Below are 13,354 nucleotides of genomic sequence, written 5' to 3'. Positions count from 1 at the left end.
ACCCCGCCTTCCGCCATTTGCCAAAACAGGGCCGCGAGATGACACTGGAAAACCGGTACGGCATAATTGCGCGAGTTTCCGCCCGCGGGCGATCCACAACAAGAAGCGATAACAAGATGAAATACGCCAATATCACCGGCTGGGGCAAATGCCTGCCCCCCGCAGTGCTGACCAACGATGCGCTCAGCACCATCATGGAAACGTCGGATGAATGGATCTATCCGCGTACCGGCATCAAGGCACGCCGGGTCTCCCACGTCAGCAACACCGAACTCGCCACCCTGGCCGGTCGCCGTGCCCTGGCCTGCGCCGGTCTCGAGGCCGGTGCGCTGGATGGCATCATCCTGGCCACCGCCACCCCGGGCACCCTGATCCCGAATTGTGCCTCAGCGGTGCAGCAGGCCCTCGGCGCCCACAAGGCGGCGGTGTTCGACCTCAATGCCGCCTGTACCGGCTTCGTCTATGCGCTCTCCGTGGCCACCTCTCTGGTCCAGACCGGCATGATGCAGAAGGTGCTGGTGATAGGAGCCGAGCGTCTCACCCAGTTGCTGGACTGGGCCAAGCGCGACACCGCAGTGCTGTTTGGTGACGGCGCCGGCGCCGTGGTGATCGAGGCGAGCGACAACGAGTCCGGCCTCATCGCCAACAAGCTCGGCTGCGACAGCGAGGCGCGCGAGATCCTGCACGTGCCGAACTTTGGCACCGATCGGGTACGCTTCGCCGACATCGACGGCCTCTTCACCTTCAACTTCGAGGGGCAGGAGATCTTCAAACGGGCCGTGCGCGGCATGGGCGAGGCGACCGGCGCCGTGCTGGCCCAGGCTGGCATCACCCCAGAACAGGTCGATCTCATCGTGCCGCACCAGGCCAACATGCGCATCATAGAGACCCTGGCCAAGCGCATGAATGCGCCCATGGACAAGGTGATGGTCAACATAGAGCACTACGGCAACACCTCGGCCGCCACCGTGCCCATCGCCCTGTGCGAGGCGCTGGAGCAGGGCCGGGTCAAACCGAACTCCTATCTGCTCAGCGCCGCCTTCGGGGCCGGCCTGACCTGGGGCGCCGCCCTCATCAAGTGGGGCGACAGGGTCACCCCGCTTGGCCACTGCGATGTCGAGCTGCCGCCCTGCGAGCAGAGCGCGCTGGAGCTGATCGCCCACGCCGTCGCGGGCTGCCAGCAGGCCAACACCGAGGCCTGAGCCAGGCCGCCAAGCGCATGAATAGGCAAGGCACAGCGGCATGAACAAGAAAGAGGAGCCAGCGCTGGCTCCTCTTTCTTATCTCCATCTTTATCTCCGCCCCTCTTCCCTGCCGCCAATCACCCCGTCCACATCCGCGCCCAGACGGCGGCGCACCGCCCCTGAAAGTCATTGAAAAGCGTGAATTTCGAGCTAAATAAATCAAAAAATAACCAAACGATATTTTTTTGTCGTCAGAATGGGCCTGAGGGGTTCACAACCTTACCGGATCTGGTAGTATGCGGCCTCGCACTTGGGGAGGGGTTCCCGAGCGGCCAAAGGGATCAGACTGTAAATCTGACGGCTCTGCCTTCGAAGGTTCGAATCCTTCTCCCTCCACCATTCAAGTGCGAAAAATCAGGAAAATACCCCGTGGAGGGGTTCCCGAGCGGCCAAAGGGATCAGACTGTAAATCTGACGGCTCTGCCTTCGAAGGTTCGAATCCTTCTCCCTCCACCATCTTCCTGAGCTGTATGAGTTAGGCCTGTAAAAAAAGTAGTACCCCTGTGGAGGGGTTCCCGAGCGGCCAAAGGGATCAGACTGTAAATCTGACGGCTCTGCCTTCGAAGGTTCGAATCCTTCTCCCTCCACCATTCTTCAGAAAACCCGGCCCAGCGCCGGGTTTTCGCTTTTATGGCTAGATGCCATTTGGCACTGTCAGATCTGACAATTGCCCTCCCCCGCTTTTTTCGAAACAGTGGACTCCTCACCGTCAGGAGCCGCCTCGCATGTTTGCAATCTGGGATGAAACCGGTCAGGAGCAGGGCTTGAGCCTGCCCCAACTGCAGCAACGGCTGCACAACTATCAGGGCGACGTCATGGTGCGCTATCTCAATCGCCTCGGCCTGTCGACGACCCTGTTCCTGACCGTCCGCGAGGGCCGCGCCTACCAGCGCTTCAAGGCCGGCACCCCGCCGCTGGACTGGGCCTGGCTGGACCAGGCCATTCAGCACGTGCCGCTGCTCGATGGCCGCCTTCCGCAGTCGCACCACGCCCTTCGTTAAGCCGCTCGCCGCCGGGCACTAACCCGTGCCCAGGTAGGCCTGCGCCGCCTGCCAGCCCATCTGATAGCCCTGCTCCAGCTTGTCCGGATCCGTGGTCATGCGACCGACCCTGAAGCCCGCGGGCGGATGAATGAGCCGGATGCGGCAATCCGCCGGCGGATTGCGGATGAAGTCGATGGCGTCGTTGTAGCTGTGATGGCGGGCCAGGCTGGCGCGGGCCAGCGCCGGGGTCTGCCGCAGCAGGTAACGGTGCAGGGCGGGCAGACGCGGCGCCCGCTTGCGATAGCCGAGCGGGCGGGAGAGCACCACTGTGATGTCCCGCGCCCCCTGCTCATAGGCGTGGCGCACCGGGATGGAGTCCGCCACCCCGCCGTCGGTCATAGCCTCGCCCCCGAGCCGCACGAAGTCGCGATAGGCAAGCGGCACCGAGCAGGAGGCCTTGATCTGCTGCTCCAGCTCCTCCGCCGTCGCCTTGAGATAGGCGGCCTGCCCGTCCGAGACCCGGGTGGTTACCACCGTCAGCGGCACCGGGTTCGCGGCAAACCGCACCAGATCGAGCCGGCACTCGCGGATGGTGATCTCCCACAGCCAGTCGAGATCCAGCCAGTGACCGCCGCGCATGAACTTCGCCAGGCTGATGAACTCGGGGCGACAGGAGTAATCCGTGATGACGCTGTGGTTGCGCCCCTGCTGGCCGGCCAGGAAGGCCGCCAGATTGACCGCCCCCGCCGAGACCCCGATGCAGTGATCGAACGCCGTCACTCCCCTGGCCATGAAGGCATCCAGCACCCCGGCGGCAAAGATGCCGCGCATGGCGCCCCCCTCGACCACCAGGGCCGTTTGCCGCCGACTCATCTCGTCTCCCCTCTGTTCTGCTCTGTGAATGGACTCACACTTTGGCTCATCCGGCGCCCTACCCAAGGGCGGGATCCCTATAATGGCCACGCCTCACTTGACCCTACAGAGGCATAACATATTGATGCTACGGAATATTACAATGAAAAATATCAACAAGTCCCTGCTCGCCGCTGCCATTTCTCTCGGAATGCTGGCAGGCTGTAACAGCAACAATGACTCCAAGGCCCCCGATCCCATGGTTCGCTTCGCTACCTTCAACCTCTCGTTCGATCGCACCGCCCCCGGCATGCTGAGCGGCGAACTGGCCCTGGACCGCGCCGCCCAGGACGCCCTGCTCGCCCGCTATCAGGACGGTGACACCAGCCTCGGCAAGGCCGAGATCACCCAGGCAAAAGACGTGCAGCAGATCCGCAATATCGCCGAGATCATCCAGCGCACCCGCCCCGACGTCTTCCTGCTGAACGAATTCGACAACGACGGCAAGGGCGAGAGCACCGCCGATCTGCAGGCGTTCAACGACAACTACCTGGCCCATGCCCAGCACGGCGAGGTGCAGGCCATCAGCTACCCGGTGATGCAGAATTTCGCCACCAACACCGGCCTGATGAGCGGTCATGACCTCAATCTGGACGGCAAGCGCAACAGCGGGCCGGATGACGCCTGGGGCTTTGGCAACTACCACGGCCAGTACGCCTTCGCGGTGATGTCGAAGTACCCCATCGATACCAAAGGGATCCGCACCTTCCAGCGGTTCAAGTGGAAGGACATGCCGGGCGAAGCCAACCCCATCATCGACGACTGCAACAACCCCAAGGCCCCGATCCCGGCCGGCCGCCAGTGTGGCGAGCCCTGGTATGACGCCGCGGCCTGGGAGCAGTTCCCGCTCTCCTCCAAGAATCACGCGGACGTGCCGGTGCGCATCAAGCAGGGCAACAGGGAGGAGGTGGTCCACTTCCTCATCTCCCACCCGACCCCGCCCATCTTCGGCAACGCGGCGCGCCACAACGTCAAGCACAACAGAGCCGAGGTCGCCTTCTGGCAGGACTATGTGGAGACCGCCAGCTACATGGTGGATGACGCGGGCAAGGCCGGTGGCCTGCCACAGGGCGCCAGGTTCGTCATCGCCGGGGATCTCAACGCCGATCCCCAGCTCGGTGACGGGGATCTCAGTGCCATCCAGGACCTGCACAACCATGCGCTGGTCAACCAGGCGGTCACCAACGGCGCCCTGATCCCGGTCAGCCAGGGTGGCCCCGAGTGCCTCGCCAGCCAGCCGGATCAATGCAAGCGCAACAACGGCCGCACCACCCCGGAGCGCATCACCAGCAGCAGCGGCCTGCAGCTCGATCACCTGCTCCCCTCCGCCAACCTCAACGCGGTCGCCTCCGGCGTGTTCTGGCCCGCCAGCTTCGAGCCGGGCTACCACCTGGTGTATGACGCCAAGCTCGGCATCGCCAAGGGAGTGAGCTCGGATCACCGCCTGGTGTGGGTGGACGTCGAACTGAACCCCTAATACGCGGGATCACCGTAAAATGAAGCGGGGCCATGATGGCCCCGCTTTTTTTTTTGCATCTGGCGCTACACCAGCTTCTCTACCCGGGCCGGCAAGCCCTGGCGCGCCGAGGAGCCGATGGCCCAGTCCACCAGGGGATAACGGCCGTGGCGACTGGGATCCAGCACCGCCAGATCGTTGAGGTTCACCCCGGCGCCGCGCAGGGCACTGGCCGCCACCTGCTGGCCGTCTATCCAGTGCGCCCGCGCCCCCAGCTCCTTGTGACCGAAGCCGTGCTCGATGGCGATGGCATCCACCTGCACCCCGGCCACGCACTCGGCCAGCCCGATCACGCTGCCATTGGGGGTACTGACCCGCACCCTGTCCCCGCTCACTATGCCGAGGCGGGCCGCCGTCTGGGCGTTGAGCCGCACCCCGTTGCTGGGGTGCACCTGACGCAGGCGATCCGAGCCGATGCTCATGGAGCTCATGGTGTGGGACTTGTAGCTGGTGAGCAGCAGGGGCCACTGGGCCGGCTTGAACGCCTCGCTCAGCGGCGTGCCGTCGGCGAGCTGGGCCCGGAAGAAGCGCGGGGTGCCGCTCAGGAACTGGCCGCTCTGGCTGTGACGGCGGCTGCCCACCGCCGGGTTCCACAGCATCAGGGGCTTGGGCCAGCGCTTGCTCGGTTGCCCCGCCTCGTCACGCCCCTTGGCGACCGGCTCGAAGCGCCCGCCCCTGGCGTAGAGATAGGCGGCGCGGCTCGCCTCCTCCCCACTCAGGGTGGCGTTGAGGGTGGGCAGGATCCGCTCCACCCCGGACCAGGCGAGATCCTCGGCCTCGATGGGAGGCACCGGCTGGCCGAGGTAGGCGACGTTGGCCGCCCCGTAGAGGGAGAAGTCCGCCGCTTTGTTGAGCGCATGCAGCTTGCCATCCGATCCCTCGATCGCCCCCTCGCCGAAGCCCGGCAGGCCGAGGCGTTTCGCCACGGCGATGAGGAAGGACTCCATGCAGACGGGATCCCCCTCGGCGGTCTTGACCACCCTAGGCTCGATCACAGGCCAGCGCCCGGTCGAGACCTTGGTCATGACCCCGTGCCAGGCGGTTGCCCAGCCCCAGGACTCGTAGGTCAGGGTGTCAGGCACTATGTAGTCAGACAGCGCCGAGGATTCGTTGATGAAGCTGTCGATGCTGATGAACAGCGGCAGCACCCTGGGGTCTTTGAGCTGTTCACCTATGGCCTGGTGCAACCCGGCCTGACCGTAGAGCGGGTTGCCCATGTGGTTGATCCAGGCCTTGGCGCGGTAGGGGTAACCGCTCACCGCCGCGGTCAGGTGCTCGCCGAGCAGCGGGCCCGAGATCGGGAACCAGGGCTCGTGGGCCGGATAGGGGTTCTGCCCCGCCTCTTTCTTGCGACGATATTCGGAGGTCTTCTCGTAGGGGAACTTGGAGCGGGAGAGGAAGACGCCGGCGGGTTTCACCATGCCGGGGAAGCTCTCCAGATCGTAGCGCGGCCCGCTCCCGAAGGGGTTGAACTTGCCGCCGCTCGCCACCGCGCCGCCCTTGGCGTTGAGGTTTCCTATCATGGCGTTGAGCATCATGATGGCCCAGGCCGTGTAGAAGCCGTTGGCACTCATGGTGCCGCCGTGGGTGATCACCGCCGCCCGGGTGCCGTGGCTGGTGAACTCCCGCGCCAGTTCGACGATATCGGCCACCGGCACGGCGCACTCGGCGCTGTATTGCTCGAGGGTATGCTCCCGGCTCGCCTCGGCCAGCAGCTGGAAGCTGCTCTTGACCGCCAACGCCCCGCCCGGAGTCGGGATGCTGCGTGCCACCCAGAGTCGGGCCCGCTCGCAACGGCCGGCCGGTGTCGGCTCGTCACTCCCCGCCTCGACCACCAACACCTCATCCCCCTCGCCATAGGCTTCACCGCTGTGGGGCAGCCCCAGATCGCTGGCGTGCAGCATCTGGCCGAAGCGGGGGTGCGACTCGTCGCTTATCACCAGATGGCTGGCGTTGCTGAAACCGCGATAGCCGGCCCGCTCGGCGGCATCCAAGTGGGGGGCCGTCAAGAAGGGCTTGGCGTAACGATCGTTGTCGATGATCCAGCGCAGCATGGCCAAGGCCAGGGCCGAGTCGGTGGCGGGCCTGATGGGCAGCCAGCGGTTGGCGGGGGCGGACGGCAGGTTCACCGTGTTCGGCAGGCTGGGCGCCACCACCACGTAGGTGAACGGCTTGCCCTCTCGCGCCCGGTTCGCCGCCAGCTGGCGGGACTGGCGCTTGAAGGGGTTGCCGGACTGCTGGGGTGAGGTGCCCATGAACAGCAGGAAGTCGCTCTCGTCCCAGTCGGGCTTGAGGTGGGCGTTCTTCTCCAGATCGTCCAGCAGGGCGCCGGCCCCCACCCGGAACGACAGGCCGCAGTAGGCGCCGTGGTTCGCGAAGTTGCGGGTGCCGAAGCCGTTGAAGGTGAAGCGCTTGATGAAGGCGTCGCGGCCCTCGTCCGAGGCGTTGCTCACCAGCAGCTGGTTGGCCTTGGGGCCATATTCCGGGTTGGCGGGATCGAGCGGCTCGGCGAGGTTGCGGATGGCCCTGAGCCCCTCGACGCTGCCCTCCCCGAATAGATCGCCCCCCTCCACCACCTCCTCGATCAGCTGCTCGAACGGGATGCTCTGCCAGCGACCGCTGCCACGGGGGCCGACCCGCTTGAGGCAGCGGGTGACCCTGTGCGGGCTGTCGAGCTGCTCCAGCATGGCGTTGCCCCGGGCGCAGGCGGTGGAGCGGCCATCCAGGCCCCCCTCCTGATAGCCGCTGGTGCCGATCAGCGCCTGCTTGACCGGCGTCTTGAAGTCGATGTGATGCAGGGCGGACAGCGGGTGATAAGGGTTGCCGAGGATCCGCACTATCTTGTCGCTCTCGTTGTCGATGCGGGCCCGCACCCCGCACAGGGTCCAGCAACCGAGGCACATGGTGTTGGCCAGCCGCTGGGCCGGGTTGGGGTGGATCTCCCCCCGCTCATCGACCCTGTACTCCACCGCCAGGGAGTTGCCGTGGATGGGATCCCGGGTCGGCTTGCCCGAGCTGCCGGTGGCCACCCCGCTCACCACCTGCTTGAGGGTGTCGCTGTAACCGGCCACGAACAGCCCCGTGCCCCCGGCGATGGCAGCTCCCTTGAGAAACTTGCGTTTGCTGTGATCCATCAGATTGCCTCGCGAGCGGAATGAGTGGTGGACGCCTGGGTGGCGGATGCCTGGGTGACGGATGGCAGAGAGGGGGCGCGAACCAGCTCGGAGAGCACCACCAGCAGGGCCAGCAGCAGGCCGAAGGTGCCGAGGATGCCGAGCACCCCGGCCGGCCCCCAGGCGATCTGGTAGACATAGACGCCGGCGCCATATTTCGGCGCCAGCTGCCCCTGAATGAGCACCAGCCAGCGCAGGCCCCACACCAGGTGCAGCGCCAGCAGCGCCCCCCCCCAGGATTGCAGGCGCAAAGAGATCCTGTGCCCCGCCAGCAGCAACAGGCCGAGCAGGGCCAGGGTCAGCAGCAGCCAGTGGGCCGCCAGCCGCCAACTCGGATCGAGCCGATAGAGGGCGCCAGCCTCAGCCGCCGAGGCGCCGCCGAGCAGGGCCCAGCCCAGCAGGGAGAGCGCGAGCAGGCCCAGGGTCGGGCGGATCTGGCGCAGCAGCCCCGCCTCGGTGTACTCCTGCCAGCCCGCCAGCAGCCGGTTGAGCAGCAGCAGGGCGCTCTGGGCCGCCAGCACGGCGCTCAGCGCCAGCAGCCAGGGCAACCAGAGGGTATGCCAGAGCGGGCGCGCCTGCACCGCCATGGTCTCGAGCCCGGTGTAGAGCGCTATGCTGAGCCCGCTCAAGGCCGCCATCAAGGCAAGCGGCTTGAGCCAGCGCTCGCCGGACCAGCTCCCCAGGCAGAGCAGCCGCGCCAGGGCGGCGACCCTGTCATGCTCCTCCCCACGCCTGGCCAGGTTCGGCCTTATCAGCAGCCAGCCCAGCCCCATGCTGAGCAGGCTGAACAGCGGCAGCAGGTAGGCGCCATACCACATGATGGAACCGAAGCGGGTCTGGACGTAGAAGTGCCAGGCCCGGGCCGGTTGGTGCAGATCCGCGGTCAGGGCGATGGGCGCCACCAAGCCGGCCCCCATCATCAGCACCGCGGCCAGGGTCTGCAGCCGCCGATCCGGCGCCTTGCGCCACAGATCGGCCGCCCCCAGCCAGAGGGCGCCATAGGCCAGGCCAATGAGGAAGAAATATTGCACCGCCCAGGGCAGCCAGGTGATGGGTTGATCCGGGGCCAGCAGTTCATTAATGGTCATGGGCTATCTCCTTGCCGTCGTCGCCAAGCAGGGTGCGCTGCGCCGGGTGGCCGTCGATCTTGCTGACAAACGCCTCATCCATGCCGAGATAGAAGACCCGCGGCTGGGTATGGGCCTCCGGCTTGAGCACCCTGAGCGCGGACTCGTATTCCCGCAGCAGCCGGCTGATCTGGCTCTTGGGATCGTTGAGATCGCCGATGATGCGCGCCTCGCCGACGCAGCTCTCCACGCAGGCGGGCAGCAGCCCCGCCTCCAGCCGATGGGCGCAGAAGGTGCACTTGTCGGCGGTGTTGGTCTCATGGTTGATGAAGCGGGCGTCATAGGGGCAGGCCTGCACGCAGTAGCCGCAGGCGACGCACCAGTCGTTGTTGACCACCACTATGCCGTCCTCGCGCTGGAAGGTGGCGCCGGTGGGACAGACGTCGAGGCAGGCGGGCTCGGCGCAGTGGTTGCAGAGCCTGGGCAGCATGAAGAGGGAGGCGGGGGCATCGAGGGCCGCCACATCGCTCACCTCGTACTGGCTGACCGTGGTGCGAAACTGGCCGAGGGGGGGCTGGTTCTCTATGGTGCAGGCCACGGTGCAGGCCTGGCAGCCGACGCAGCGGCGCAGATCGATCAGCATGCCGTAACGCTTGCTACCATCCCCCCGGCCTATGGCCGCCCGCCCATTGCGGGGGACGGGGACGGACTGGGCCTGGGCGACGGGGATCAGGGCCGCCCCCGCGGTGAGGGCGGCGATCCCGGATAACAATCGGCGCTTGCTGAGCTCCATGGCTTCTTTCCTTCTGCTGACGCTGGCGTGGGGGAGTGAGCCGATTGTCCCCGGGCCAGAGAGCCGTCTCTATTGTGGTTTTCCACATACCGGGAGCCGGGTTGATCCAGCGCAATAAAATCGACTCGATAACCGCCGAACTGTGACGGGAGCCCCATTCGCCGCCCCAGCATGGCGCCGAGGCGGGCCCAGGACGATACCCAGGTGATAGACTGGCTTCCCCCATCCCCGCCCAAGGAGAGCGCCCTGTCCCGTCACGCCCCTTCGTCATCGCCCGCCCTGTGGCCCCTGCTGGCCCTGTGGCTCTGGCTCGGCGTCGCCCTGGCCGAGCCGGTGCAGCCACCGACCGGATCTGAGCCGGCCCTGAGCGAGCCGGAACTAGCCTTGGCCGAGCCGGTACGAATCGGCGTGCTGGCGACCCGCGGTCTCGCCGTGGCTCGCCATCAGTGGCAGCCGCTGATGGGCTGGCTGGATGAGAGCGTGCCGGGGCGGCGCTTCGAGCTGGTCCCGCTGGAGCTCGATGCCCTGGCCGAGGCCGTCGCGAAGGAGCGGCTGGCGTTCGTCATCACCAATCCGGGCCAGTCGGTCAGCCTGTCGCGCCAGTATCCTCTCGCCTGGCTCGCCACCCTCAAGAGCCCGGCGGGCGGTGACAACCTCGCCATCGGCGCCGCCCTGGTGGTGCGCGCCCATGCCCCCTACCGGCACTGGCAGGATCTCAAGGGGCGGCCGGTCGCCGCCGTGTCGGAGAACGCCTTCGGCGGCTACCTCGCCTACCGCTTCGAGGCGGGGGAACAGGGGGTGCGGCTGGATAGCTTCTTCTCCGCCGTGCGCTTCACCGGCTTCCCCCTCGACAGGCTCATCGAGCAGCTGGCGGCGGACGAGGTCGCCGCCGCCATAGTGCCGGTCTGCCAGCTGGAGCGCATGGCGCGGGAGGGCAAGATCGCCTACTCGGATTTTCGGGTGCTGGACAACCAGGCGCCGGCCGGCTTTGGCTGCCAGAGCTCGACCCGGCTCTACCCGAACTGGTCCTTTGCCAAGACGGAGCAGGCCTCCCCCGAGCTGGCGCTGGCGGTCACCCGCGCGCTGTTTGCCCTGCCCCCCGACAGCCCGGCGGCCATCGCCGCCGACTCGGCTGGCTGGACTGTGCCCACCAGCCAACTCAGCATCGATCGCCTGCTCAAGGCACTGGATCGCCACCCCTTGCAGGGCCCCTGGTGGCAGGAGGCCTGGCACTGGTTGCGCCAACATCAGCAGTGGGGCTGGGGCGCCCTGCTGCTGGTGCTGCTGCTCGGCAGCCACCACCTGCTGCTGCAACGGCTGTTCAGCCGCAGCCAGCGCCGGCTGCTCGCCAGTCATCGCCGGCTCGATGAGCAGGCCCGCCAGCTGGCCGACAAGGGGCGCCAGCTCGAGCAGGCCAGGCGTCTCGCCCAGCTCGGCGAGCTCGGCGCCAACATGGCCCACGAGATCAACCAGCCCCTCACTGCCATCGCCAACTACAGCCAGGGGGCCCTGCTGCGCCTGGCAAAACAGGGCCAAGGCTCGGCCCCGGATCCTGTGCTGATCCAGGCGCTCGAGCAGATAGGCCAGCAGGTCGAGCGCATCAACCAGACAGTCCAGCGGCTGAGATCCCGCCTGCAGAAGCGTCCGCGCCAGCCCGAACCCACGGATCTGGTCGCCCTGGTGAACGGCCTGCTGCCCCTGCTCGAGCAGATGCTGGCGCCGCTCGGGGTCGCCCTCGAGGTGCGCTGGCAGGGTCAGCCACGGCTCCTGGCACTGGATGGCACCGGGGTGGAGCAGCTGCTGCTGAACCTCATCAAGAATGGGGCCGAGAGCGCGGCGCAGCGGGACAAGGGGGATGAGCCGGGCCGGGTCGAGCTGTCAGTCGCCTTCGAGCCCGCCCAACTGCTGCTGGAGGTGCGCGACAACGGTCCCGGTCTGAGGTTACCCCAGGCGCAGCTGCAGCAGGCGTTTCACAGCGACAAGGCCGATGGCATGGGGCTGGGGCTCGCCATCTGCCGGGACGTGGTCGAGTTCCATCGCGGCCAACTCTCTTTAAGCAACCTGAGCCCCCGCGGCTGCCTCGCCCGGGTGGTCCTGCCCATCCACAGCCAGGCCGCCACCACCTCCCCCACCATCAACAGCGAGAACTGAGATGCCGAGCCAAGCCCAACTCCCGCTCTACCTGGTCGACGACGATAGGGCCGTGCTCGACTCCCTGCGCTTCATGCTGGAGAGCTGCGATCTGAGGGTCAGCTGCTTCACCGGCGGCGAGGCGTTCCTGAGTGACATAGATCCGGCCCGGCCCGCCTGCCTGATCCTGGATTGCCGCATGCCGGGCCTGTCGGGGCCAGAGCTGCAGCAGCGGCTGAAGACGGCCCAGAGTCCCATCGCCATCCTCTTTCTCACCGGCCACGGGGAGGTGCCCCTGGCGGTGGAGTCCCTCAAGCAGGGGGCCGTCGACTTCCTGCAAAAACCGGTGCAGCTCGCGCCCCTGCTCCAGGCCATAGCGCGCGCCAATCTCGCCACCCTGGCGGCGGCGAAACGGCTGGCTCGCCAGCGCGTCTACCAGACCCTGCCACCGCGCGAGCACCAGCTGTTGCAGCTCATCGCCCTGGGCCACAAGAACCAGCAGATAGCGCGGGATCTCTGCATCTCGGTGCGCACCGTCGAGGTGTGCCGCGCCAGCCTGATGAAACGGCTCGAGGTCACTTCCCTGGCCGAGCTGATGCTGCTCTATGCGGATGTCAACGCACCGTCCTGAGGCCTGGATACCGGCCAAGGCGGGCGCAACGCCTGACTCGGCGACACAAAACGCGATGAGATCACACACTTTCTGCCCCGATGGGGTTAGAGTGCCCCCTCTGCCTTAATCGGGGTCCGTGCGGCCCTGCGCCTTTCATATCGAGGAGTCACTATGGAACTGCTTCTTCTGAGCAATGGTAAAGCCACCGAATGTCCGGGTCTGCTCGGCTGGGCCCGGGATCGGGTGCAGAGCCTGCTCGCCCGCAAACAGGTCAAGCGCATCCTGCTCATCCCCTACGCGGTGATCCGCAGCGACTGGGATGCCAGGGCCAATGAGCTCGGCGAGAGCCTGGGGGTGGAAGCCGTCAGCATTCACCAGTTCGACGATCCTGTGGATGCCATCAACCGGGCCGACGCCATCTTCATCAGCGGCGGCAACACCTGGCGCCTGAACCAGCTGCTGCACGAGTACGGCCTGATCGTGCCCATCCAGCGCGCCGTGCGCGAGCGGGGCGTGCCCTATGTGGGCTGGAGCGCCGGTTGCAACGTGGCGACCCCCAGCATCCGCACCACCAACGACATGCCGGTGTGCAACGCCGCCGTGCTGCCGGCCCTCGGCCTCTTCCCCCAGCAGATCAACCCCCACTATCTGGACGCCAGCATCAGCGGCCACATGGGGGAGACCCGCGACGAGCGCCTCGCCGAGTTCTGCGCCATCAACCCGAGCGAACACGTGGTGGCCCTGCGCGAGGCCAGCCTGCTGCAGATCAGCGGCGAGAGCATCGAATACTGGAGCGCCCGCGGCCAGGGCTTCAAGATCTTCAAGCACGGCGAGACGACTCAGGAGTATCAGGACGCCACCCCGCTGGCCGCACTGACCCCCTTCATCCCCAGAGTCTGACGCGGCTCCGTGCCCTGAGCGCA

Annotated in this window: 10 protein-coding genes and 3 tRNA genes; 9 read left to right on the top strand and 4 right to left on the bottom strand. The window is 66.7% G+C overall.

The annotated features are described in order from the left end of the window. The first annotated feature begins 116 nt into the window (after positions 1 to 116). The 5 genes from KW821_RS13420 (at position 117) to KW821_RS13400 (ending at position 2,245) form a co-directional block, all read left to right on the top strand. Entirely contained in the window at positions 117 to 1,202 is a 1,086-nt protein-coding gene (locus KW821_RS13420) for a ketoacyl-ACP synthase III (RefSeq protein WP_218291789.1), read from the top strand. Positions 1,203 to 1,498: 296 nt separating this feature from the next. Beyond that, positions 1,499 to 1,583 (top strand) — tRNA-Tyr (locus KW821_RS13415). Positions 1,584 to 1,615: 32 nt separating this feature from the next. Continuing rightward, positions 1,616 to 1,700: transfer RNA gene (locus tag KW821_RS13410), tRNA-Tyr, on the top strand. A 49-nt stretch (positions 1,701 to 1,749) separates the two neighbouring features. Then, a tRNA-Tyr gene (locus KW821_RS13405) sits at positions 1,750 to 1,834 on the top strand. 135 nt (positions 1,835 to 1,969) lie between these two features. Beyond that, positions 1,970 to 2,245 (top strand): hypothetical protein, encoded by a 276-nt coding sequence (locus tag KW821_RS13400; RefSeq protein WP_163156237.1) that lies wholly within the window; start codon positions 1,970 to 1,972, stop codon positions 2,243 to 2,245. 18 nt (positions 2,246 to 2,263) lie between these two features. Here the strand turns inward: KW821_RS13400 and KW821_RS13395 are convergent, their stop codons facing one another. Next, the gene (locus KW821_RS13395; RefSeq protein WP_163156235.1) at positions 2,264 to 3,100 is read right to left on the bottom strand and encodes a patatin family protein; all 837 of its coding nucleotides are present in this window, start codon (positions 3,098 to 3,100) and stop codon (positions 2,264 to 2,266) included. A 142-nt stretch (positions 3,101 to 3,242) separates the two neighbouring features. Here KW821_RS13395 and KW821_RS13390 point away from each other — a divergent pair, with 142 nt between their 5' ends. Further along, positions 3,243 to 4,616, top strand: a complete 1,374-nt coding sequence (locus tag KW821_RS13390) for an endonuclease/exonuclease/phosphatase family protein (RefSeq protein ID WP_218291788.1) — start codon at positions 3,243 to 3,245, stop codon at positions 4,614 to 4,616. 65 nt (positions 4,617 to 4,681) lie between these two features. Here KW821_RS13390 and KW821_RS13385 read toward each other — a convergent pair whose 3' ends face one another. From KW821_RS13385 to dsrO, 3 genes are read right to left on the bottom strand one after another with little or no spacing between them, the layout of a single operon-like run. After that, on the bottom strand, positions 4,682 to 7,789 hold the full coding sequence (locus tag KW821_RS13385; RefSeq protein ID WP_218291787.1) for a tetrathionate reductase subunit A: 3,108 nt from the start codon (positions 7,787 to 7,789) through the stop codon (positions 4,682 to 4,684). Then, complete coding sequence (gene nrfD / locus KW821_RS13380; protein WP_218291786.1) at positions 7,789 to 8,916, bottom strand: NrfD/PsrC family molybdoenzyme membrane anchor subunit; 1,128 nt, start codon at positions 8,914 to 8,916, stop codon at positions 7,789 to 7,791. Before nrfD ends, KW821_RS13385 begins: the two co-directional genes overlap by 1 nt. Next, positions 8,906 to 9,688, bottom strand: coding sequence for a sulfate reduction electron transfer complex DsrMKJOP subunit DsrO (dsrO, locus tag KW821_RS13375; RefSeq protein WP_218291785.1), 783 nt, complete (start codon positions 9,686 to 9,688; stop codon positions 8,906 to 8,908). The genes nrfD and dsrO overlap by 11 nt, the downstream gene beginning before the upstream one ends. A 279-nt stretch (positions 9,689 to 9,967) precedes the next feature. Between dsrO and KW821_RS13370 the strand changes: the two genes are divergently transcribed. The 3 genes from KW821_RS13370 (at position 9,968) to pepE (ending at position 13,331) form a co-directional block, all read left to right on the top strand. After that, on the top strand, positions 9,968 to 11,839 hold the full coding sequence (locus KW821_RS13370) for a sensor histidine kinase (protein WP_256353481.1): 1,872 nt from the start codon (positions 9,968 to 9,970) through the stop codon (positions 11,837 to 11,839). Position 11,840: 1 nt separating this feature from the next. Further along, positions 11,841 to 12,449, top strand: a complete 609-nt coding sequence (locus KW821_RS13365; protein WP_218291783.1) for a response regulator transcription factor — start codon at positions 11,841 to 11,843, stop codon at positions 12,447 to 12,449. 153 nt (positions 12,450 to 12,602) lie between these two features. Further along, complete coding sequence (gene pepE / locus KW821_RS13360) at positions 12,603 to 13,331, top strand: dipeptidase PepE (RefSeq protein WP_042654184.1); 729 nt, start codon at positions 12,603 to 12,605, stop codon at positions 13,329 to 13,331. Positions 13,332 to 13,354 lie beyond the last annotated feature (23 nt).

Source organism: Aeromonas sp. sif2416 (assembly GCF_019218665.1).
Taxonomy (GTDB): Bacteria; Pseudomonadota; Gammaproteobacteria; order Enterobacterales; family Aeromonadaceae; genus Aeromonas; species Aeromonas encheleia.
The sequence above is the reverse complement of the archived record's forward strand: the minus strand, read 5'-3'. Positions and strand labels throughout refer to the sequence as shown.